The sequence below is a fragment of the Rhodopirellula halodulae genome, from assembly GCF_020966775.1.
Lineage (GTDB): Bacteria > Planctomycetota > Planctomycetia > Pirellulales > Pirellulaceae > Rhodopirellula > Rhodopirellula halodulae.
Window position 1 is genome coordinate 287231 of the sequence record NZ_JAJKFV010000029.1, and the last position, 23760, is coordinate 310990.

Here is a 23760-nt window from a genome sequence, read left to right on the forward strand (position 1 = left end):
TTGTCCGCCACGGTTGGCGACCCCGATGAATCCCAAGCCGACTCGATCGTTGGAACCGGCGGCACGGGCACGGGAAAGAGCGGTGCCCGCGGAGAGGACAAAGGTGGTTGCGGCCGTTTTTTGAAATCCACGACGGGAAACGGACGGGGAACCAGAATTTCGCGGCTGGGACATAGTGACCTCGCAGAATGTCGAGAGGCGGGAAGGTGGGAGGGAACGCCATCTTACTCGGCTGCCGTGGTGCGATGGGGCATTGGACCACTCAGCATTGACTCACACGGCCTCGCTCGCGGAGGGCATTCGATCGGGCCGCACGGGGGCGCGGGAATGATCCTGACAACCGTGCTTTTTTGTGGGACGATGATCGCGAATCTTGATGGCGGAATGCAGGCTGAACTGGCCGTTGACTGACCCCGTATTGGCTGCCGCCGCGTGCAGCTTGTCTGCCTCAATCGTTTGTCTTCAATCGACTTGTTTCGAAATAAAGGATTGCTCGTGACCCATCGTTTGCCTCAAGCCGTGTCGAAACGCGTTTCGCGTTACAGCCGCTTGCACCGTGTCTGGATCTCCACCGGCGTGTCATTGGCTGTGTTTGCCGGAATCACCAACAACGCGATGGCGGAAGCTGCGAACTCATCCAGTGCAACGGCTTCCAACGCATCCAAGGTTTCCGGAATCGACCAATCGTTGTTCAGTGCCACGGTCGAACCGGGCGACAACTTCTATCTGCACGCCAATGAAAAGTGGTTGAAGGACACGCCCATCCCATCGGACAAATCCAACTATGGGATCTTCACGGTGTTGGATGACGCGACGCGTTCGCAAGTTCGCGAATTGATCGAACAGGCTGCGGAGGAGAAAGCGGAAAAGGGAACACCGGCGCAGAAGGTCGGCGATCTTTATCGCAGCGTGTTGGACGTGAAAAAACGCAATGCGTCGGGGCTGAAGCCGATCGAGCCCGTGTTGCAGATCGTGCAGCAACTGAATTCCAAAGACGACCTTGGGTCGATCATGGGCCAGTTGTCTCGCGTGGGTGTGGGGGCTCCTTTTGGTGCCTACGTCAGCGTGGATGCCAAGGCGAGCGATACCTACACGGTCTACCTGACGCAATCGGGGCTCAGTCTGCCTGATCGTGATTACTACCTGGAGGACGATCCTCAATACGTCGCCGCTCGCGAAGCGTTGCAAGTCTACGTTCGCGACATGTTGCAAGCTTTGTCGGTTGAGCAAGCCGATGATTTGGCAAAGCAGGTGGTTGCGATTGAAACCGAGTTGGCAAAGAACCAATGGACGAAAACCGACAATCGCGACCCGGAGAAGACTTACAACAAAAAGTCATTGCAGGAAGTCAACGAAGCCGTCGAAGGCCTTGACGTTCCCGCGATGACGAAGGCGATTGGTTTGACCGACCAAGACGCCTTCGTGGTTCGGCAACCGAGTTATCTGGAATCGTTGAGCGGCATCATCGACGGCCATGAGTTGGCGGCTTGGAAAGCTTACTTCCAGTTCCATACGATTGATGCGTATGCATCGGTGTTGACGGAAGACCTCGAGCGTCGGCATTTCGAATTCCACGACAAAACCATCTCGGGGATCGACGAGCAGCAACCACTTTGGAAGCGAGCCGTCGATTTGACCGGTAGTGTTTTGGGCGAAGTCGTTGGGCAGCTCTACGTTGAAAAACACTTTGCTCCCGAAGCCAAGCAACGCATGAATGAGCTGGTCGAGAACCTCAAGCGAGCCTTTGCTGAACGCATCGAAACGCGAGAGTGGATGAGCGAAGGCACCAAGAAGCAAGCATTGAAGAAATTGAGCCAGTTCCACACCAAAATTGGATACCCCGATGAGTGGAAGGACTACACAAAGCTAGAGATCACCGACGAATCCCCCGCGACCAATTTGATTGCCGCGGCAGTTTTTGAAACGGAGCGTCAGCTCGATAAGCTGGGCGGGCCGATTGATCGCAATGAATGGCACATGACGCCTCAAACGATCAATGCCTACTACAACCCGACGATGAACGAAATTGTTTTCCCGGCCGCGATTTTGCAGCCTCCGTTCTTCAACATGGCGGCTGATGACGCGGTCAACTATGGCGGCATCGGAGCCGTCATCGGGCACGAGCTGTCACATGGATTTGATGACAAAGGCAGCAAGTACGATGGCAATGGAAACTTGGTGAACTGGTGGACGCCCAAAGACCGCGAGGAATTCGAAAAGCGTGCCTCCGGATTGGTGGATCAGTACAACGAGTTCAAGCCGTTTGAAGACATGAACGTCAACGGCGAGTTGACGTTGGGCGAAAACATCGGCGATCTCGGGGGGCTCAGCGTTGCGTACGAGGCGTACCAATTGTCGTTGGAGGGTGAGCCCGCCAAAGTCATCGACCGGCTCACCGGTGACCAGCGATTTTTCTTGGGATGGGCGCAAATTTGGCGTCGCTTGTATCGCGAGCCGGAGTTGCGGAAACGTTTGATCACCGATCCGCACAGTCCCAGCGAATATCGAGTCAATGGAATCGTTCGAAACATGGACGCTTGGTACGAAGCGTTCCGTATCGACGCAACGGACCCGTTGTATTTGGCTCCGGACGAACGCATCCGGATCTGGTGATTGGCGTTCTGGTCAACGACTTGTCCGATGACCTAGTCAATGACGCCGTGACATCGTGAGAGATTGCCGCGACCTCGTCCAAGATGAACGGGGCGCGGCACCTGGGCAGCTAGTTTGCTCGAATTGCCTAGCTTGCCAGCGGCAATCGCGGGACCTTGGGAATTCACCCAAAGGGGCCTCTTCGTCGCGTTGCCGCCCTCGAACCAACTCACCTTGACCAGTAAATTCCCGTGGAGATACCCTCTGCGGTTTGATTTGCAACCATTTTTTGTTTTCTGGGCCCACCGATGAGCAGCAGTCCGTTCGAGATCTTTCGACGCAACCTCAAGCCACTGATGGTCTTGTTGACTTTGTTGGCATTGTTCGCGTTCGTCGTCTTGCCTGCACTGGACACCTATTTGCGCCGAGGTGGTGGGGCGAGTTCCGATCCCGTGGCGGCCGTTTATGACGGTGTGACGCTGACCCAAAGTCGGGTGGAACGCACCACGCAGCAGCACCGCGCCGTGGTTGGTTTTCTCAGCGATTTGGGACAGGAAACCATTCGTCGCGGAGGGGTGCCCCAGGTACCTGGGTTCCAATACGACCAGCAGTCCGGGCAGATTCAATCGATCGGGATCGACGCGAATCCTAGCCTCGAAGCGACGATCAACACGATGCGTTTTTACAACGAAGCCAAGAAAGCTGGCTTTGAGTTGGACGACACATCGATCCGCAATTGGCTCAGCCGCTACACGGATGGTTTGCTCAGTGACAACGAGATCGGCAGCATGCTGATGCAGTTCACCAGCAACCAGATGGGGCCCATTCAGTTGTACGAACAACTGCGAATGCACTTGCTGGCGGACCTGTATCAGCGTAGCTCGATGGTCGGTTTGACCAATGGCCAAATGCCCGTGGTCACTCCGCTGGGGCAATGGCGTAATTTCTTGAAGACCAATCAATCCGCCACCATCGATGCTTATGGCGTGTTGGTGTCGGAGTACATCGACAAAACCGACGAATCGCCCAGCCAGTCAAGAATCAACGAGGTCTACGAGGAAGGCAAGGATCTGCTGGCCTATCCAAACGACCAAGATCCCACCCCCAAATTTCGTCGGCCCGATTCGGCTGAGATCGAGTACGTCTTCGCCGATCTGAACGAGTTCATCGAACGCGAAAAAGCCAAGTTGTCGGAAGAGGCCATTCGCGCGGAGTACGAGCGACGATTGGCTGGTGGTGATTTCCAACTGCCGGTGGAAGAAACCGAAGAGGCGACTGCCGAACTCGAAGCAATGGAGAACGCGGCGGAAGAAGCTGCTGAACCCGCCGATTCTGACGCGGAAACACAACCCGAGTCAGAAGAAGCTGCGACGGAAGAGCAGCCTGCCAGCGAAGAGGAAATGAAGGAAGAGGCAACGGAAGAAACCGCTTCGGAAGAGAAGACAACCGAAGAACCTGCTGGCGAAGAATCGCCCGCTGAAGAATCGACTCCGGAAGAAGCTGCAGCTGAAGAAGCCACTTCGGATGGTCCCGCGGAAGAAGACAGCTCGATGCGAATTCGTCGTGATGAAGCGGTCCAGTTGGTTTCGGCGTTGCAGGAAGACGACGAGACGGAAGCAGAGCCCGCTGAGACTGCGGCTGAATCGACCGCAGCAGACGAGGAAGCAGCAGATAATGAAGCAGCAGCCGATGAAGCGGCCAGCGATGAAATGGAACTGGGTGACGAACCAGACGAAACCAAGCCGCAGCCCTTCGAAGAGGTTCGCGACGAGATCGCCACGGCCATGGTTTCCGAGACCGCTCGCAACCAGTTGGACAACACCGTGACCGAAGTCAACGCGTTGATGCGTGATTATTTCAGCGAGCTGTCAGTCCACGAAAGCAATGTTTCGGTTGGTGTTGCAACCGAAGAAGACGCTCCCACGCGTCCTGATCTGCAGGCGATCGCCGAGGAAAAGGGCTTGGGCTACGGCACCACGGGAATGGTCAACCGAATTTCGGTGGCCGATGAATTGGTCGGCGAGTCCTTTGGTTTGGGGCAATCGCTTCAGCGTCGTGGGGCTCCTTATTACGCCATGATGTTTGGTGCGGCGATGCAGGATGGATCAACGATTCCACCACAACCTGAATTCTCACCGCAACGTTCGGTCGATTTGGACAAAGCACGCACCTACGTGTCGTGGAAGACCAAAGACGTTCCGGCTTACACGCCCGAGTTGGATGAGGTCAAAGACGAAGTGATCTTGGCGATCCGAACCGAGGAAGCTCGCGAATTGGCCCGCGAAGCGGCTCAGAAAATCGCGGATTCGGTTACGGAAGGAAAGTCCTTGGCAGATGTGATTCCTGAAGGCAAAGAGGCCAACTTGTTTACCGGTTTGGGGCCGTTCAGTTGGCTGGACATGGTCGGCATGATGCAAACCACGATCGGCAACGTTCCTGAACTGGACTCGGTGGGAACCGAATTCATGCAAGCCGTTTTCAGTACCGAGGCGGGCAACGTTGGCGTTGGCGCGAATGCTCCTCAGACGGTGATCTACGTGGTTCAGCCGAAGGAGTTTCAGCCTGAAATGGATCAGCTTCGGGAGCAGTTCTCTCAGCCCCAACAGCGTTTCATGGCGCAATTCATGGGCAGCGAAGAAACCAACAACATCATTCGCGGTTTCTACGAAACCATCAACGAACGGACCGGTTTCGAAATCAAACTCGGTGAAGAGCAGTAGTTCTCACCGCGTTGCTTGTTGAAAAACAACGCCAAGCATTGCATCACTTTGCCACGTCTCGTTTCCGCGAGACGTGGCATTTTTTTGTGGTGTTTTTACAGTGATGTGGTTCCGCGATGTGCCTTTGCACGCCGATCGCCACGGCGGTTCAGTCCGGCGAACAGCAGGGCACCGGCGATGGCCATCACAACCGCGATGGCGGCGATGGTTCCAATCCAGCGGACTCCGATTGGGTCCGTGGAAACAGGCGTTCGGTCGATCCAGCGTCCGGCAATCACCAGCGGGGCAAATTGTTTGCCACCATGTGAGGCCATGAAGTCAGACTCGTAGCTCCACAACCGATAGAAGAATCCTTCGACACGGACTGGTTTGGCGATGGTGCCGGACAAGGCATCGCTCGATCCCAAGAAGGCCGGCAGTCGAGCGGTCACGAAGGTCATGGGAAAACGATTTTCCATCGTCACGGTTTCGCCGTTCCCCGTTGCGATCTTCAGTTGCACGTTGCCAAGGTCACCAATCGCGTCCAGTTGGAAGTAGTGGTCCTGGCCGACTTGTTGTTGCCGTGTTTCAGATTCAATCGCGACTCGCGTCCAGCGCACGGTTTCCGCATCCAAGACGATCCATTGTCCGAGCCACTCTTCAGGTGATTTCAGCAGGTCCGCTGGTTTGACCTCGGCCACCGCGGCGCGCATCGCGGAAACGGTGGGGCCGAGTGGCTGTTGATCGGTGGTCATTGTTCCGGCTTGATGTGCTGCCCCGATCATTGAAAAGAAAATTGTGGAGTCGCGGTCACCCAAAGGCTGGCGGCTCAAGGTCGCGATCTCAGGAAGTCGCGAAAGGTCCACGTCCAATTCGCCCAAGACTTCCCATCCGAGTGAGGTTGGATTGCGAGGCTTCCACCGCAGGTTGCCCGCCGCGGCGACGGTCACGGTGGAAGCGGTTGGCGATTGATTGGTGGTTGAAGACGATTCCGCTTCTTCGAGTGCCACGCCAATTCCCGAGACTTCGTCACCAACCGCCACCGCATCGGGGAGAGGCCCGCAGACCAATCGAAGTGTTGCGGAGTCGGGGGTGTGAATCTCAAGTTCCACCACCTGTCGCAGATTGAGGAATTCGACCAGCTCCGCTGGCACTTGGATCAAACGCAGCGATTCGATGGTTCCCGCAATCTCGATCGCGTCGCCAATGGATGCTGCTGAATCAGAAGCTTCATTGGCTCGTTGTTGCAACACATCATCCGAGAGACGTTTCAAGCGAAACACCAACTTGGCTTGTTCACTCACCGCTTCACGTCGTTGTGCGGCGTCCTTCATTTGATTGCCGAGTTGCCGTAAGCGAGGCAGATCAAACCCGGGCAGCACGTCCAAGAGCGAATTCGCTGTTGTGGCTGAGTTGTCTTGAGCGGATGCCACCGGAAGTCCGAAGCATCCGATGCTGAGAGCGGTCGCCAGAACAAGCAGCGTTGGCAGGTTGACGTTCCTGGCGTTGCGTCGGGCTCGCATGCGTTGATGCAGCACGCGAGAACGCCACATCACCACGATGCCCAGTGTCAGACCGATTAGCGTGGCGATGCCGACCAGTGTTCCGATGGAGACGTCATTGGATTGAGTCCGCGGAGCCGTCGTCGACGATTGGCGCGCGGCAGAGCGTAGTCCCGCTGCAACGACACGATTTCCGTTGGACCGAACCGCATGCACGTGTCCGACCACCACTGGAGTCAGCTCGGCTCCATTGGCGGATTGATAGGACAGTCTTTTGATGAACTCGCCTTCGACCACAATCGTGGGCCGTGGTGACGCGACATCCACGGAAGCGGGGTTTGTCTCCGCGGGAGCGAGTTGGCGAAGGCCGCTGGGGAGATCGGGAACGATCGTCAGCCAGGGTCGTTGGCTTCCGTCTTCCGGTTGCAGCCAGCATTCCCAGTAGTGATCGATGCCCCAATGGTTCGAATTGGCTTGGACTCGATTCAGGCGAGCGAGTTTGCCCACGCCGCGAACGGTTCGTCCTTGATAAACGTCTGGTTGTTGCAGCAGCGGCAAAACACCAGTCTCCACCACCGGTTCGAACGGCGGATGTTGATTCCAAGCACCGGGTGATTCACCTCGCGACTCACTCGGGGAGCGGTGCAGTGCCAGAGTTGCACAGAGGGCGGGTTGATCTGCGGCTCGCCAAACCGTTCCGTCTTTGATCTGCGCGATCAATGACTCTTGTTCCATACGAGAGGGAGTACGTTCGGTATCGTCGAGCGTTCCTGCTTCAGAGAGACCTCGTTCCGAGAGAATCTGCTGAGCAATTTCTGCTTGCAGTGTTTCCCACTCGTCAGTGGTGGTGTTGGTCGAAGCGTTTGGTTCAGTGGCTTCCCCGGTTTGCGATTCGGATGCCAGTCCGGGGGCTGGTTCGCCGTTTGAGACTTCTCCGGAGGGGAGTGGTTCCTGCTGGCTGGGTCCAGGCTGAATTTGGACCATCGTCTCTGGAAAGAAGATCGCGTAGACGCCCGGTCGTGCGGCCTGCTTCATGACCATCAAAACCAAGACCAGTGCGAGCAACAATCGGAACAACCGCCGGTAGGTTTGTGTCGGCGTGCTGATTCGTTCACGCCGACTGTAGAGGTTATCGCGGTTGATTTGGTTGGGGATACGCATGGTCACGTGAGGGATTCATGGACACATTGGCTGCAAAAGGTTGCTCCCGATACTTTCGCACTTTAATCTAGTCTTTTGCGATGCAATACAACCGCAAGGGTCGCGGCAGCACCATCCGAAGCTCTTCTCCCACCTCGTCTGCACCCACCATGCCAGCACCGATCTCATCATCACGACGCCGGGCTCGTTCAATTGTTCGAGTCGTGGTGGCGATGCTCTGCATTTCGACTTTGGTTCCATCGTCCTTCACTGCCGCGGAAGGTGAACCGGCAGAAGAATTTTTAAAGCGTTTGCGTGCCGCCGGCTATTACGATCTGGCGGACGCATATCTGGAGCGGGTGACAAATTACCCCGGCGTCTCCGGTCGATTGAAGTCATCGATTCCGCTCGAGAAGGCTCAGAATGCTATCGACGCCGCGATTGCGTCGCGAAGCGTTTCGCAACGTGATGAAGCGTTTGAGCAAGCCGAATCGCAACTGCAAGCGTATTTGGATGCGAACCCGTCGCATGAACGAGCCAGCGAAGCTCGATCAACGTTGGGCAAGTTGCAAATGGTGCGTGCGGCTCAGTACATGAGCGGCGAGCCGGATAACGAGGCACGCAAAAATGCCCGTGACACTTACGCGAAAGCAGCCACCACGTTCGAGAACATCCAGGCCGATTTGAAGCAGAAGCTGGAGGGAATGCGAGGGGCCAAGATTGATCCCGTGAAGGATCCGGAGAAGGCCACGCTTCGCGATCAGTACCGATTTGAATACTTGATGGCTCGCCAAAACACCGGCGAGGCCCAATTGATGGGGGCCAAGACATTTGAGGACCCATCCAAAGACGGCAAGGAACTGCTCGAAAAAGCCCTCGCTGAAATGGTGGAGCTGAGCGAGAAGTACGATGACTACGTAATCGGCGCATCGGCGTTTCGCGTTCGAGGTGACATCGAACGATTGCTTGGTCAAAAGGACAAAGCGATTGAAAGTTACACGCGAATGTTGGAGCAAGGTGAAGCGGATGCGTTGCGTGAACCCAAGATTGGTGCGGCTACCGGATTGATCAAGTTGTCGCTTGCCAACGATCCACCAAAATACACCGAAGCAATCAAGCAGGGGGAAGAGCTGGAAAAGTCTCTGCGCCCGAACGAGAAACGTTTGCCCGCGTCACAGGAATTACGCATCGAATTGGCCAAAGCGTTTGTGGCGATGAGCAAGGATGAAGAGAACACCAAACCCAATGAACGCAAACGAGCAACCAGCGACGCTCGGCAGTTGCTTTTGGCAGCGAACAAAGTGGACGGACCTCACACATCGGAAACGCAAGCGTTGCTCGCCGAGCTCGGTGTCGAAGTCAGTGACGAGATGGTTGAGTTGCCAACCGCGGACGAACCGGCAGGATTCGACGAAGCGTTCGCCTCGGCCAACCAATTGGTCCAGACTTCTCAGCTACTGACCGAGCAGGTGAAGAAGCTGCAGGCGGACAAGGCTCCCGCTGACCAGATCGAGGAGGTGCAGCAATCGTTGGTGGATGCCCGCAAAACAGGTGTGATCTTGTTGCGGCGTGGTCTATCAATGATCGATTCCGAATCGGACACGACTCAAATCAACGAGGCACGCAAGTTCCTCACGTTTTTGTTGCAGCAAGAAGGTCAATATCGAGACAGCTTCGTGACCGGTCGCTACCTCGCGCAGAATGCACCCGGGACGGACGCCGGATTGGTGGGCGGCGTGTTGGCCCTCGGTTCCGCTCAAACCTTGATCACGCAGTCGGGTGACCGCGAAGCGGAGTATTGGTTGAAAGAACTGAAGTCGGTTGGCGACTATCTCGTTCGCGTGTGGCCGGATGATCCGAAGGCCGCCGCTGCCCAGGACATCATGGTGCGGTTGGCGCTGAGCAAAGATGACTTTGACAGCGCACGCAAGTTGATTGACGAGATGGCCGATGGACCGCAGAAGTTCATGCTAGCACGGTTGTTCGGGCAAACCCTTTGGAACGACTCCATTGGATTGCTTTCCGAAGACAAAGCGGAAGAAGCCAACAAGCAAATGAAAGCCGCTGCGGTGGAATTGCAGCGAGGCTTGGATGGAATTTCGGGCGGCTTGGTGTCGATGGAAGGCTATCAAGCGGCATTGACCCTCGCGAAAATTCGCCTGCGATTGAATGAGCCGCAAGCGGCGGTGGAGGTGTTGGACAACAAGCAATACGGTCCCATCGCTAACCGAGAAAAATTGGATCAGCCCACCGGCACCATGATCTCGGACTTGTATCGCACTGAACTTCAAGCGGTCGTTGGTTGGATGACCAGTAGTGATCAAAATGCGGACAAGTTGCTGGATCGGGCTGCGGGTGCGATCGATGCTCTGCGAGAGAATTCAAAGGGACCGGATGGCGAAAAGCGTTTGGTCGGCACGTTTGTGTCGTTGGCCACGGACATTCGCAATCAACTGGACACGGCACCACCAGCCAAGAAGGCGAAGCTGATCGATGCCTTCAACGTCTTCCTGACTCGCATTGCGGATTCCACGAAGGACAAAGCCACGTTGCAGTGGGTGGGCCAAACCCTGATGGAACTGGGGCAGGCTTCGATGAGGCCTGGCCAAGTCAAAGCGGACGGCCAAGCCGCAACACTGCTGCAATCTGCGGCGGACACATTTGAAGGCCTGAAGGATCCCAGCGAAAACGGTCTGACCAACCGATTCTTGCTCGGCAAGACCTACCGAATGTTGGGCGAGTATTCCAAAGCACTCAATGAACTGGAAAGCGTGCTGAAACAAAAAGCGATGATGCTGGACGCGCAAACCGAGGCTGCGTTGACCTACGAGCAATGGGCCGGCCAGTTGGATTCAAAGTTTGCTGGACGAGCCTACAAATCCGCGCTCAGCGGTGGTCGCCCCGGTCCGGATAAGAAGAACACGATTTGGGGTTGGGGTCGAATCAGCCAACTGACCCAACGCAACGAACAGTTTCGAGAAGTGTTCTTCGATTCGCGATATCACGTCGCGTTGTGTCGCTACCTTCAAGGCAAAGCGACTCAAAGTGATGCTCTGATTCAACAATCGCTTCGCGATATCACTTCGCTGATCGTGTTGTATCCGGAACTGGGCGGTCCAGAGCAGAAAAAGAAGTTTGATGCTTTGATCCGCAAGATTCAAAAAGATGCGGGGAAACCGGTGGATGGTTTGCCTGAACCCAAAGCTCCTTGATTCTTCTCCACGATCTCGCCTCCTCGCTCTCTTCTCAATCAATCCGACCGTAGCGAACAACCATGATTGCCATTACCCGTTCATCGTTCTGTTGCAGTGCTGTTTTGTTGACCCTGATGGTCGCATCGCAGGCGGCTGCACAAACCGATCGTCTCTATCCTCGTGGCGGAGAAGTTGTGCTGGGCAGGATCAAGAGCATCAGCAAGAACGGCATCGTGATGACGGTCTCGGGAAAGGACCAAACATTCAACGCGGGGGCCATCGAAAAGGTTCTCTTTCAAGGTGACCCAAGCGGCCTGACCGAAGGCCGTGAGTTCGCGTTGGACAATCAGTTCGAGCAAGCCATCACCGAATTGAAGACGGTTGATGCCGGAAAGCTCAATCGCGACGAGCAAAAGGCGGATTTCGCTTTTTACGTGATGTACTGCAACGCTCAACAGGCTTTGTCAGGCAATGGCGATCTTCGTTCGGCAGCGTCGGGGGCGTTGAACTTCATCAAGCAAAACACCAACTCATGGCACTTCTTCGAAACCGCGAAATTGTTGGGTGATTTGGCGATGAGCCTGAAGTCCTACGACCAAGCCTCGAAGTACTACGGATCGTTGAGGACGGCACCATCGGCGGAGACGAAGATTGAGTCGATGTATCTCAATTCGTTGGTCAAATTGGCCCAAGACAACGCGGCGGATGCTGCCAGCGATCTGCAGAAGATTGTTGGGATCAGTGTGCAGTCGGCTGAGGGGGCTCGCCTTCAAACGTTGGCCAAGGCGGGATTGGCGGTGGCATTGGCGAAGCAGGGCAAGGGCGACGAAGCCATCTCGACGGTCAATGAATTGATCGCGAAGTTGAACCCAACCGACACCGAAACCGCCGCTGCCATCTACAACGCGCAAGGCGCGAGCTACGCCGCCATGGGCGACAACGAAGGAGCCTTGCTGGCGTATTTGCACACGCATTTGATGTTCTCAACCTATCCAGCCGCCCACGCGGAAGCCCTCAAGCAGCTTGCGGAATTGTGGACTCAAGTCGGCAAACCCGACCGCGCCGCCGAAGCCCGATCCGAGTTGCAACAACGCTACCCCGGGCTCAGCGGTTGATGCGAGAATGACGCATGTTCGCGTGTGCGATCACGCAAACATGTCGGTGACGACTCGCGAGGGTTGAGTGACGTTGGACAGACGTTGCGGCAGACCCTGGCTCATGTAGGTCAGTTTGTGATGGTCGATGCCGAGCAGGTGCTGGAGTGTGGCATGCAAATCGTGGGGTGAGACTTTGTTCTCGACCGCTTCATAGCCGATGTCGTCGGTGTGTCCGATGCTGACACCCGGTTTGATACCGCCACCGGCGAACCACATGGTGAATGCACCGGGGTTGTGGTCTCGGCCGATCAATTTCATTTCGCGGCCGCCACGGTTTTCACGCATCGGTGTGCGGCCAAACTCGCCGCCCCAAACCACCAGCGTGTCGTCGAGCAGGCCTCGTTGATCCAGGTCTTTCAGCAGAGCCGTCATTGGTTGGTCCACTTCCCGGCAACGGTCGTGAAAGCCTTTGTTGATGGCTTCGTTGGCACCCGCACCATGTGAATCCCAACCCCAATGGAAAAGCTGGATGAAGCGAACATCTCGTTCGGCCAAGCGGCGGGCTAACAAGCAATTGTTGGCGAACGATTCCTTGCCGGGCTCTGTTCCGTACATCGCGTGAACGTCGGCGGTTTCCTGCGTCAGGTCAAAGGCTTCCGTGGCGCTGGTCTGCATCCGGAACGCCATCTCGTATTGGGAGATTCGGGTGAGAACCTCCGCATCGCCTGTTTGCTGGAACGTTTCGCGATTCAGTTTCGCCAACGCATCCAACGCTCTTCGACGTTGTTCGCGACTGACGCCGTCGGGATTGGAAAGGTACAGCACCGGGTCACCTTGGCTACGGCACTGCACGCCTTGATGAACGGAGGGCAAGAATCCGGATCCCCAAACGCTCTTTCCAGCCGAAGGCGTTTTGCCACCGGAGACGAGCACGACGAAGCCGGGCAGGTTTTGGTTTTCGCTGCCCAGTCCGTACATGGTCCAAGCGCCGAAGGATGCCGCACCGAGGTTCTGATTGCCGGTGTGCAGCAGAAGTTGAGCCGGAGCATGATTGAACTGCGTGGTGTGCATTGATTTGACAAAGCAAACCTTGTCCACGACCGATTGGAAGTGCGGCAGACGATCGGACACCCACGCTCCACTTTCACCATGTTGGGCAAAAGGGAATTGCGGTCCCAGCATCTTGGGGACTCCCTGAATGAAGGCGAATCGCTTGCCTTCGAGGAAGCTGGTCGGGGTGTCTTGTCCGTCCAGTTGTTGCAAATCCGGTTTGTAATCGAACAGCTCAAGCTGGCTGGGGCCACCAGCCATGTGCAGAAAGATGACGCGTTTGGCTTTGGCGGGAAAGTGCGGCGGGTGCTGACCGGAGCTTGAATCAGCCGAGGCGTTGGTGGCCTGGCTGCCCAGCCACATGCCGGCCAAACCCAGGGAGCAGTCTTTTAAAAAGTGGCGTCGCGTTTGCCATTGAAGGAAACCATGACGCGCGGAGTCGAGTGGCATGTTCATTTGGTCAAGGCTTTGTCGAGGTTCAAGATGGTGCTGGCAACGATCGCAAGGGCGGGAGCGTCGATGGTGGTCGATTCCGCGTCGGTCTCGGGGGCTTCTTTCAGGTCTTTGTACAGAGCAACCAATTCGGACCGTTCTGTTTCGGACGGTTGCGATTGAGTGACCCAAACGAAGATTTGAGAGATCAGGGAGTCGATCGTGTCGTTGTTGGAGGAACTTTGTTTCATCACGCGTGACACGAGGGCTTGTGCGCATTCGTGATAGACCGGATCGTTCAGCGTGACCAAGGCTTGCAGGGGCGTATTGGTTGCGATGCGACGCGGAGCGCAGAGGTCCCGTGTCGGCGAGTCAAAGGTTAGGAAGCTTGGATAAGGACTCGTGCGACGCCAGTAAGTGTAAAGCCCACGTCGATAGCGGTCGTTGCCCTCGGCTGTTTTCCACGATGCTCCGCTGTAAACGGTTTGCCAAACACCATCGGGTTGAGGCGGCATGACCGACGGCCCGCCAATGGTATCTGAGATCAGTTCCGATACCGCCAATGCTTGGTCGCGTACCATCTCGGCGGACAAACGAGTGCGGGGGCCACGTGCCAGCCATTGATTTCTGGGGTCCGCTTTTTGAAGGTCCTCGGCAACATGGTTGTTTTGCCGATAGGTTGCTGATAGCACTAGTTCGCGTAGGAATGGTTTCAAATGCCATTTGTGTTCATCACGCAGTTGAACCGCCAGATGATCCAGCAATTGCGGGTGCGTGGGCTGGAGACCGCTGGAACCAAAGTCCTCTTGGGTTTCCACCAATCCGATTCCGAAAAGTTGGGCCCAAATGCGGTTGGCCCAAACACGAGGCGTCAGTGGGTTTTGGTTGGAGACCAACCACTTTGCCAGTTCCAGGCGATTGTTGATGTGTTCAGGGACAACCGTGGTGCCTTCGGTGAAGGCGACCGGAATCGCGGGGGAGATCACATCGCCACGGTCCATCCAGTTTCCGCGAAGGAAGAGGCGGGTTTCGCGTTTGGCGGTCTCCGGACGATTGCAAATCACGGGCAGGTTGGGGCCTGAGATTTTGGAAGCCGCCTTTTTTGCCGATTGCCAGTCTTGGTTGATTGCCGACCATCGTTCGCTTTGCAGCAAGTTTTGCATGATTGCATTGGAGGTGCCGAGCCACTGGAAACGGCGAATGGGCGTGGCAACGTTTCCCGAGGTCGAGTGAGATTGAACCATCGTCAATTTCAACGCACGAACGTTCTTCTCTTGGAGTGACTCCAGCGATGCGGGCTCCGCCAAGACGAAAACGGTGAAGCGTGGTCCCGTTAGTTTCGGGTATTCACCGGTGCCGGTGGCGTTGCCGCGAAGTGCATCGGATGGGTCATTGCTTCCGGTGATTGCGTCCACGAAGACTTCTGAAATGGCGATCGCTTCGGCTTGGTTGTCCGCGTCGATCCATTCGGCTTTGAAGTGGCTCAGCACGGAACCTTGCTCGGGCCACTGAGCGGGATCTTGGTTTCGCGGCGAGATGATGACTTGCAACGCCGAAAGCGTTTGCTCTTCGAGTTGTGAGGTCAGCGTGTCTAAATTGAACTCGACTGTGTACTGGTTGCCGGGAGGAAACGTGCCTCCGTCAGTCATGATCTGATCGCCGTCACGTCTCAATTGGCCGTTTTGAGTTGCAAATTCAGTTGCTGGAAGGGAGTTCCATGAAATCGATTCCGCGACTTGCCAACCGAGTGCGTTGCGTTGATGACGAAGCGATTCGGCTTCGCGTTGAAGTTGAACCGCGGATTCGATGCTGTCGCGGTCTTTGGGGATACGAAGTGTGGGGTAATCGTTGTCGAGGTCCGCATCGACGGTGTCATTGAACATCGCCAGCGAAGCGTAGTACTCGCTGTGTTCGATTGGATCATAGGGGTGTGAGTGACACTGCACACAACCAAAGGTGCTGGCTTGCCAAACGATCCAAGTTGTGTTGACGCGATCGATCAGGGCCGCGATTCGGAATTCCTCGTCATCGGTTCCGCCTTCGGTATTGGTTTGGGTGTTGCGATGGAACGCGGTCGCGATCCAGTCGTTGGCCGTGGCATTGGGAATCAGGTCACCGGCGAGTTGTTTGAGTGTGAACTCGTCGTAGGGCATGTCGGCGTTGAACGCATCGATCAGCCAATCACGATAGGGCCACATGTCACGATGTGGATCTTTTTCGAAGCCTTTGGAATCGGCGTATCGAGCCAAGTCCATCCAAACGGAGGCCCAACGTTCACCGAAGTGTGGCGATGACAACAGGGTGTCGACCTGAGCGGCGTAAACGGATTCGCGATCGCCGGGGGTGGAAGCTTGTTCGAGTTTTTCAAGGAACTCAGCAAGTTGTTGTTCGCTGGGCGGCAATCCGATCAGGTCGAACGCCGTCCGACGAAGCCACTGAGACGGAGGAGCTTCTTCGCTGGGTTCCAATCCGCGTTCGTTTAGTTGAGCGTGAACAATTTGATCCAGTTGCTGAGTGCCCCACGCATTTGATGTCGTCCCGGTGGGGGTGTCTGATTGCGGAGCAAGTGGGCCCAGAGCCCACATGTTTTGCCAGTTGGCTCCTTGTCGAATCCAACGTCGCAGTAAGTCAACGTCTTCGGCAGACAAGGGATCCGGATGTTCATCCGGCGGAGGCATTCGGATGTCCGCGTCTTCCGTGGTGATCCGTTTCATCAGAATGGATGCTTCGGGATCGCCCGGCTCCACGACCCAACCGTCGGGCGGAAGCACATCGGAGCCGGAGATGAATGAGAGGTCGCCGGCTTGCTTCACGCCGCCGTGGCAAGACGTGCAGTTGGCAACCAAGATCGGACGGATTTGCGAATTGAAATCGACTCGGTCGTCAGCATTCGTTTGTGTCGAGGACGTTGCCGCTGGAGAATTGGATGCATCCAAGGTGGGTTCGTTCGCGAGGCACAATCCGTCAATAACCTGACACGGATCCGCGAGCAACGCGAACGCCACAGCCAATGCCGTGAAGCGAGAGAGCATATTGATTGAGGTGGGAGGGAGGCGGGGTTCTAGCAATTGATTCAGAACCTACGCATTATAACGAAGGCACGTTTTTTGACAGAAAATATGGACTTTGCGCGGCGAGAGCGTGATGGCGGCGTGAAACATTGCACTCTGTTAAGACGCGTGGCCAGGGGGCTTTGGGTGCAGGCCGCTGAGTTTGCTGGTTGGGTTGCGAGTGACGATTTTTCGGATTTTCCGGGTTTTCGATGCAGGATCTCAACAATTCGGGTCGATACGACTGGTGAGCCGGTGATTCTCGACCGACGACGCGGTGGCGACATGGATTGTCAGAAGCGTTGACGGGGTCGAGCCTCACCTCCCCCCCCGACTCCAGCATTGATGGGTGACGCCCGTGTCAAAACGTCTAGTTACAACCTGTGTCTTTGGGCTGCTCGCCTTGATGGCGGCTCCTCTGCATGCACAAACACGATCATCCCGATCCGCGCAGTCGGGTTCGGTGCGAAACGCCAGCTACATCGAGCAGGACGCTCGTGCATCTTGGCAGCCCGTTCGTGATCTTTCGAAGAAAGCATCTGCTGCTTCGACCCGAACCAGCCAGCCTCAATCGGCCAACGTTCGATTGGTGGACCACACGGCGACGTTGCCCGCACCTCCGATGCCACCTTCGATCGATCCAATCATCGAGAGCGGCACGATCAGCCACTCGATGCCTTTGGATGGCCAAGTGGTTTACGATCCAATGCTGGATGGCGGTTGCGACTCCATGCCCATGGGAAGCTGTGGATGCGGCGACCACGGATGCGATGGTGGTTGCGGCTCAATGACCTACGGCGGGTGCGACGGCATCGGTTGCGGTGCCGGGGTGTGCCACAATGGCGACCCAATGTGCGGCGAATACAACGATTGCGATGCGATGCGTCCCTGCGTCACGCTTTGCTGGCCTCAGGACGGTTGGTTCTCGGCAGAGTACCTGCTGTGGTGGCAAGACGGCATGGCTTTGCCACCGTTGGTGTCCACCGATGTGTTGCCTTCGCAACGATTTCCGAATGATCCTGGTCGGGTCCTGTACGGCGGTAACGATGTGCTGACCGAAAACATGGACGGACTGCGACTGAAGTTTGGTTTCTGGTTGGACAAGTGCCACACGTGGGGCATTGGTGCCGAGGGCTTCGGTATCGGTGAAGAAACGGAAAGTTACCGAGCGAGCGGTGCAGACTCACAATTCCTCGGTCGTCCCTTCATCAACGTTGCCAACGGCAGTGTCGAAGATCAACAACAAGTCGCTTTCCCGAACCAATTGGCAGGAACCGTCGCGGTCGACGTCGACAGTCGTTTGCGAGGCTGGGGTTTGCACCTGCGTCACTTGCGACGCAGCGACGCCAGTTGCAGCCAGGGACTGTTCTGCGGTTGCCCCGAGCACACCTGCGAACGATTCGAGTACTTGGTTGGTTTCCGTCAAGTGGAACTGCGTGAAGGCGTTCGCATCACGGAAGACTTGGCCAGCATCCCAACGGCTCCTGACACGACCGTGTTGCAATACGACATCTTTGACGACTTCCGAACTCGCAATCAGTTCAACGGATTGGACTTGGGTTGGATGTACAAACGGACTCGTGGCTACTGGACCTTCGACGCTCTAATTCGCTTGGGCGTCGGGAACACTCGTCAACGAGTCACCATCGACGGTGAGACGTCAATCGATGGCGGTGCGGCACAAGCCGGCGGCTTGCTCGCTCAGAACAGCAACATTGGTGAGTACAGCCGCGACGAGTTCTCGGTCATGCCACAATTGGATCTGACCGTCGGCTACCAAATCACGGACCAACTGCGAGCCACCTTTGGGTACACGTTCCTGTACTGGTCCAACGTGGTTCGACCTGGCGATCACATCGACCGACGAGTCGACACGGCTCAATTGCCAAACGGCACGACCCCAGCTACGCCTGTCTTGGCGGATTACCCCGCTTTCGAATGGGACAACACGGATTACTGGGCTCAAGGCATCAACTTCGGCGGCGAATACCGCTGGTGATCGCCGGCTGAAGCCCGCGGAGGAGTCTGCGGACTGCGAAGAAAATGCAATCTCGGTTGGCATGCCGAGCAATTCGAAAAATTCAGCTGGCTCGCGACGAATCGGCTGACGCGGATGAAGCAAACATGCCGATTACACCGAAACCGAGGGATTCGGAGCGGTGAAGGTGAAACCATCACCAGGCGAAAGTTGAATGACTCCGCCCGGTGTCGAACCTGTCGCGTCATCCCGATTTGTTTCGCGTGACGGGTTCCGGAGAAGGACGCTCCCCCAACCAAAATAGTTTCCAGGGATTTGGACATGATCTTCCAACGCATGATCGACCGACTGACCGGTCAAACCCGCCGCTCCAAGCAAGCTGATCAAGCAAGGGCCAGTCGTCGTGGACGTCGAGGGCAACGTCGTCTGCGAATGGAATCGTTGCAAAAACGGGAACTTATGGCCAGCGACTTGGCCGCGATCAGTGGGATTGCCTACATCGATTCCGACGGCAGCGGAACGATGGACGGTGGAGAGCCCGCCATCGAGGGCGCGTTGATCACGCTCTACCGTGACGCCAACGGCAACGGTACGTTGGAAACCGGAACCGACGTCAGCGTTGGAACCGTGACGACGGCCGCCGATGGTGCCTATCGCTTCACCAATCTGGATGGTTCGGACGCGGGTGGAACCACCGCCACCGGTGTTTACTTCTTGACGCAAGAAGACGCACCTGGCGGACCCGATTTGAGTGCTTTGGTTTTTCCTGACACCGCCACCGTGACCATCACCGATGACACCGGTGTCACCGAAGCCACCATCGATGCGTTTTCGATTGATCAGCCATCACAACCCATCACGGAAACGGTGGCTGGCGGCACGACCACCAGCAGCAGCGGCGCGTTGACCTCGGGCGGTGACGTCATTGGTGACGAACGTGACGTCGAAATCTTTTTGGATGCTCGCACTAGCGGCGACAGTCAGTTTTCGATTGTGACTGGTTCCAGCGAATTGGTGTTCAGTAACGGTGGCGACGTCACCGCGACTTTGTTGGTCCAGTATGACGGCGTGGATGCCGACGGCGGCGGACTGGCGTTGAACGCAACGGGCTTGGGTGGAGCCGATTTGTCCGGTTCTGATTCGGCCGCTGGGATTGTGTTGTCTGTGCGAAGCGACCAAGCGGTGACGGACGCCATTGAAGTCCGTATCTACACCGATGCTGCGAACTACTCCACGACCATGTTGAACTTGCCCAGCAACATCGCGGGGCCTGCTCAAGAGTTGTTCGTACCGTTCAGTGCGTTCTCGGATGTGGGAACGGGAGCTGACTTTGGAAACGTGGGTGCGATCGAAGTCTTCGTCGACGGCGTCGGCAGCAACGCTGGTGCGGGGGCTTCCAGTTTGGACCTTTTCGTTTCTGTTTTGGAATCACAAAGCAGCAACGAGAACGTGGTGAACCTCGCCAGCATTCAGCCGATGGAACTGGGCGGCGAGATCTTTGTCGACAATGGCGGTGGAACCAACCAAACCAATCAAAACAACGGCATCCGTGACGCTGGCGAACCCGACTTCCCCAACCCAGGTGCTGGGAACGAAGTGGTGGTCGAACTGTACGAATTGACCGGGCCGGGCGACACGGTTGAAGCCACCGACACGCCGGTCGCGACCACGACTGCGGCGGGAGGTGGCACATCGGGAGCCTACACCTTCACGACCCTGACCAGCGGCGATCCATTGCCACCTGGCACCTACGCGGTTGTGATCCCCGAATCCGAATTCGCGACCGGCCAGCCATTGTTTGGGCATTCCGGTAGCGGCACGGCCGCGGCTGACACTGACGCGAACGCAAATAACGACAATGACGGGACTTGGGTCGACGGAATCGGCTTGGTCAGCGGTGCGATCACCTTGGAAGTCAATGGTGAACCGACCACCGATGGAACCGACAACAACACCAACTCCACCGTCGATTTCGGCGTCGTTCCAAACACTGATTTGCGGATTACGAAATCACTGGTGACAGCCCAGTCGAACCTGATCGCTGGCGGTACCGCTGTGTTTGATCTGGTGATCCAGAACCTCGGGCCTTTGGATGCGACCGACGTCAGCGTGGATGACTTCATTCCAGACGGTTTGACGTTCGACCGAATTGAAGACAGCGGCGGCGGTGCGGTTGCCACCACGACGACCACCGAGGTTGGTGGTGCCGGACGCGAAATCCGAACGTTCAGCATCGGTGCTTTGGCTGCGTCCGGTTCAGTGACCTATCGTGTCTTCACCGACATCGATTCCAACGTTGCGGCAGATCCTGAAAACGAAGCTCGCGTGAGCGGCTTTGAAGTGGAAGTCGACAACGACCCAAGCAACCCAGTGGACTCCGATCCATTGCTGAACAACGTTTCGCTTGCCAATGCGGACGTGCCGATTGCGACGTTGAGCGTGACCAAAACTGACAACTTGGCGACGGTGACCGCCGGTAATCAGTTGACCTACGAGATCACGATCACCAACACCAGCACCGACAACGCGATCAATGTCACGGCACTGGATACGCTACCCACTGGCGTGACCTTTGTCTCGGCCAGCTTCACCGATGGCACGGGGTCGGTCAGCGAAGTGACAGCGGGACCCGACGCTGGCAAAATTCAAATGGTCCTAGGCGATTTGGCTGCGGGTGAAGACGAAACCATTGCGATTGTGGTGACGGTCGATCCGGCCATCGCCGATGGAGCTTCGCCGCTGGACAACTCGGTCACCGCGACGGCTGACAACGCACCGGATGTGACGACCAACGACACGACCGCAGTTGTTCGTGAAGTCGACATGACGCTGACCAAAACCGTGATCGAAACACGGACGCCTGATGATCGCACCGATGGCGACGACAGCGATGACATCATCGATGACACCGCGCCATTCCAAGTGATCGCCGGCGGTTTCGCGACCTACCAAATTGTGGTGACCAACGACGGTCCGTCGGAAGCTCGCGGCGTGGAAGTCGAAGACATCCTGGACAGCGGACTGACCCTGGTGGCGGGAAGCTTCGATGCGGGGACTTCCGGAGTCACGTTGTCCGAAGCTGGCCAAACGTTGACGTTCACGGTTCCCGACATGGATCCGGGTGAATCGTTGACCTTCGAGTTCGAGGTGGCCATTGGTTCCGATGAATTCGATGCAATTCCAAACACGGCGGTCGTCAGCACCACGGATCCTGAGTCCGATACCAACAACAATTCGGCGACGGTGAATATCGATCCGGATGCCCGTATCGACTTGATCCTCGACAAGTCGGCAGCGGAAACCACCGTGGTTCCCGGTGCGGACACGGTGACTTACACCTTCACCGTTTCGCACGACGACGACAGTGTTTCGGACGCGGTCACGCCTCGAATCACCGACACGCTGCCCGCTGGTTTGTCCAACGTCCAAATCACGGCGGCCGGGTCATCCAGTTCGAACTTCAACACCACCACGCGATTGCTGGAAGTTGAATACGCCTCGATCCCGGTCGGCGAAACCCGCACGTTCACCGTGACGGCCAACGTGGATCCGACTGTGACCGCGGATTTGGTGAACTCCGCCGCCGTCGCTGTGCCGGGTGTGACTGAGCTGGACAACACCAACAACACCGACAGTGTCACCATCGGCGTGACACCTGAGTTTGACTTGACGGTTGCGAAAACCGTTCAGGGCGGGGCGACCACCTTTGGTCCGGATGACACCGTGACGTTCAACATTGTTATCTCGCATGACACGGACGACGACGGAACAGAAGCCGACAATGGCGAGAGCCCATCGACGGCGACGGGTGTGATCGTCACGGACACCTTGCCGGATGGTTTGACATTCGCTTCGGCAACTTCGGGTGGATCGGCCGTCACGCCGACCAGCACGACCAACGGCGTGATCGTTTTCCCTGAATTCGATTTGGCACCCGGCACCACTCGCACACTGACGATCACCGCCACCGTGGACGATGACGCATCCGGTTCGATCACGAACAACGTGTCGTTGGCGACAGACACGGGTGAAACGCAGACGGACAACAACTCCGACGCAGAAGCCATCACCGTGGTTCCAGAAGCCAACGTTCGGGTGACCAAAACCGTGGACGCCACCACGGCTCAAACAGGAACCGAGCTGACTTACACCGTGACCGTCTTCAATGATGGGCCGTCACCAGCCGAAGCCGTGACCGCGGTGGATACGCTGCCGGCCGGATTGACTTTTGTCAGCGGAACGGGACCAAGCGGTGCTTTGTCCGCTACCGGGCAGACCGTCACCGTCAACGGCGGCACGGTTGCATCGGGAAGTTCCTTCCAATTCACGATTGTTGCTTCGATCAACGACGGAGTGACCGCGGACCAAATCAACAACGTGACGGTATCGACCACCACAACGGAAACCAACTCCAACGACAACACCGCGTCGGCGACCACGGCGATCGATCAAGCGATCAATGAGATCTCCGGCAACGTTTACCGCGATGCCAACAACAACGGCGTCCGCGATGCGGGTGAGATTGGTTACGAAGGGGTTCAGTTGCAACTGACCGGAACGTTGTCCGACGGAAGCACCTTCACACCGGTCACCGTGACCACGGATGCCAACGGGGAGTACTTGTTCGAAGACCTGCTGCCCGGCAAATACACGGTGACTCGACTGTCGTTGCCATCGGGTACCAGCGACGGGCCTGAGTTCCCGAGTTCCGCGGAAGGGGCTTTGGGCAACGGTGAAAGCATCGAAGACATCGACGTGGGTGGTGCCAATCCAACGGCTGTGCCGCTGACGGACTTCACCGTGGTCGACAACAGCAAACGTAGTTTCTTGGCTTCGTTCATGCAGACGCCCGGTATCCAAAACCGACCCAACGATCGCTGATCGTTGGTCTTGATCTCTCGCGACAACACGTCGTTTCGAGCCAACGGGGAGCCGGTGGAACGCTTGAAACGATGATCGTGAGGCAAGCCCGGCCTTTTTCGGGGGGAAAAGGTCGGGCTTTTTTGTGCGCTGATCGAACCGCCCG

The 23760-nt window shown here is 56.8% G+C and carries 11 protein-coding genes; 7 read left to right on the forward strand and 4 right to left on the reverse strand.

Translation table 11 applies throughout. From position 1 onward, the window contains the following. The 3 genes from LOC70_RS14085 (at position 1) to LOC70_RS14095 (ending at position 5312) form a co-directional block, all read left to right on the forward strand. A complete protein-coding gene (locus LOC70_RS14085; protein ID WP_230254432.1) occupies positions 1-411 on the forward strand; it encodes a hypothetical protein in 411 nt (136 codons plus the stop codon). Between the two features lie 204 nt (positions 412-615). Next, positions 616-2613, forward strand: a complete 1998-nt coding sequence (locus LOC70_RS14090; RefSeq protein ID WP_255716346.1) for a M13 family metallopeptidase — start codon at positions 616-618, stop codon at positions 2611-2613. Between the two features lie 287 nt (positions 2614-2900). Continuing rightward, positions 2901-5312: a hypothetical protein gene (locus LOC70_RS14095; RefSeq protein ID WP_230254435.1), complete on the forward strand. Its 2412-nt coding sequence runs from the start codon at positions 2901-2903 to the stop codon at positions 5310-5312. Positions 5313-5407: 95 nt separating this feature from the next. On the opposite strand, the gene LOC70_RS14100 is transcribed toward LOC70_RS14095, so the two are convergent. Then, positions 5408-7954: a LapA family protein gene (locus LOC70_RS14100; protein ID WP_230254437.1), complete on the reverse strand. Its 2547-nt coding sequence runs from the start codon at positions 7952-7954 to the stop codon at positions 5408-5410. Positions 7955-8021: 67 nt separating this feature from the next. Beyond that, the gene (locus LOC70_RS14105) at positions 8022-8177 is read right to left on the reverse strand and encodes a hypothetical protein (protein WP_230254439.1); all 156 of its coding nucleotides are present in this window, start codon (positions 8175-8177) and stop codon (positions 8022-8024) included. Here LOC70_RS14105 and LOC70_RS14110 point away from each other — a divergent pair. Both LOC70_RS14110 and LOC70_RS14115 read left to right on the forward strand, forming a co-directional pair. Beyond that, positions 8167-11145, forward strand: coding sequence for a hypothetical protein (locus LOC70_RS14110; protein WP_230254441.1), 2979 nt, complete (start codon positions 8167-8169; stop codon positions 11143-11145). The genes LOC70_RS14105 and LOC70_RS14110 overlap by 11 nt on opposite strands. A 62-nt stretch (positions 11146-11207) precedes the next feature. After that, positions 11208-12242: a tetratricopeptide repeat protein gene (locus LOC70_RS14115; protein WP_230254450.1), complete on the forward strand. Its 1035-nt coding sequence runs from the start codon at positions 11208-11210 to the stop codon at positions 12240-12242. A 30-nt stretch (positions 12243-12272) separates the two neighbouring features. On the opposite strand, the gene LOC70_RS14120 is transcribed toward LOC70_RS14115, so the two are convergent. Then, positions 12273-13730: a DUF1501 domain-containing protein gene (locus tag LOC70_RS14120; protein WP_230254452.1), complete on the reverse strand. Its 1458-nt coding sequence runs from the start codon at positions 13728-13730 to the stop codon at positions 12273-12275. Then, positions 13727-16738 carry a PSD1 and planctomycete cytochrome C domain-containing protein gene (locus tag LOC70_RS14125; RefSeq protein WP_230254454.1) on the reverse strand — a complete coding sequence of 1004 codons (3012 nt, stop codon included), beginning with the start codon at positions 16736-16738 and terminating at the stop codon, positions 13727-13729. Before LOC70_RS14125 ends, LOC70_RS14120 begins: the two co-directional genes overlap by 4 nt. Before the next feature lie 376 nt (positions 16739-17114). Here LOC70_RS14125 and LOC70_RS14130 point away from each other — a divergent pair, with 376 nt between their 5' ends. Continuing rightward, positions 17115-18755: a BBP7 family outer membrane beta-barrel protein gene (locus tag LOC70_RS14130; protein ID WP_230254456.1), complete on the forward strand. Its 1641-nt coding sequence runs from the start codon at positions 17115-17117 to the stop codon at positions 18753-18755. Positions 18756-19055: 300 nt separating this feature from the next. Then, entirely contained in the window at positions 19056-23615 is a 4560-nt protein-coding gene (locus LOC70_RS14135) for a beta strand repeat-containing protein (RefSeq protein WP_230254458.1), read from the forward strand. Positions 23616-23760 lie beyond the last annotated feature (145 nt).

Excerpts from the sequence above, each read along its gene's own strand:
- LOC70_RS14090 (WP_255716346.1), top strand. The coding sequence starts at position 616 with ATGGCGGAAGCTGCGAACTCATCCAGTGCAACGGCTTCCAACGCATCC.
- LOC70_RS14110 (WP_230254441.1), top strand. The coding sequence starts at position 8,167 with ATGCTCTGCATTTCGACTTTGGTTCCATCGTCCTTCACTGCCGCGGAA.
- LOC70_RS14120 (WP_230254452.1), bottom strand. The coding sequence starts at position 13,730 with ATGAACATGCCACTCGACTCCGCGCGTCATGGTTTCCTTCAATGGCAA.
- LOC70_RS14095 (WP_230254435.1), top strand. The coding sequence starts at position 2,901 with ATGAGCAGCAGTCCGTTCGAGATCTTTCGACGCAACCTCAAGCCACTG.
- LOC70_RS14105 (WP_230254439.1), bottom strand. The coding sequence starts at position 8,177 with ATGCAGAGCATCGCCACCACGACTCGAACAATTGAACGAGCCCGGCGT.
- LOC70_RS14125 (WP_230254454.1), bottom strand. The coding sequence starts at position 16,738 with ATGCTCTCTCGCTTCACGGCATTGGCTGTGGCGTTCGCGTTGCTCGCG.
- LOC70_RS14115 (WP_230254450.1), top strand. The coding sequence starts at position 11,208 with ATGATTGCCATTACCCGTTCATCGTTCTGTTGCAGTGCTGTTTTGTTG.
- LOC70_RS14100 (WP_230254437.1), bottom strand. The coding sequence starts at position 7,954 with ATGCGTATCCCCAACCAAATCAACCGCGATAACCTCTACAGTCGGCGT.
- LOC70_RS14135 (WP_230254458.1), top strand. The coding sequence starts at position 19,056 with ATGATCTTCCAACGCATGATCGACCGACTGACCGGTCAAACCCGCCGC.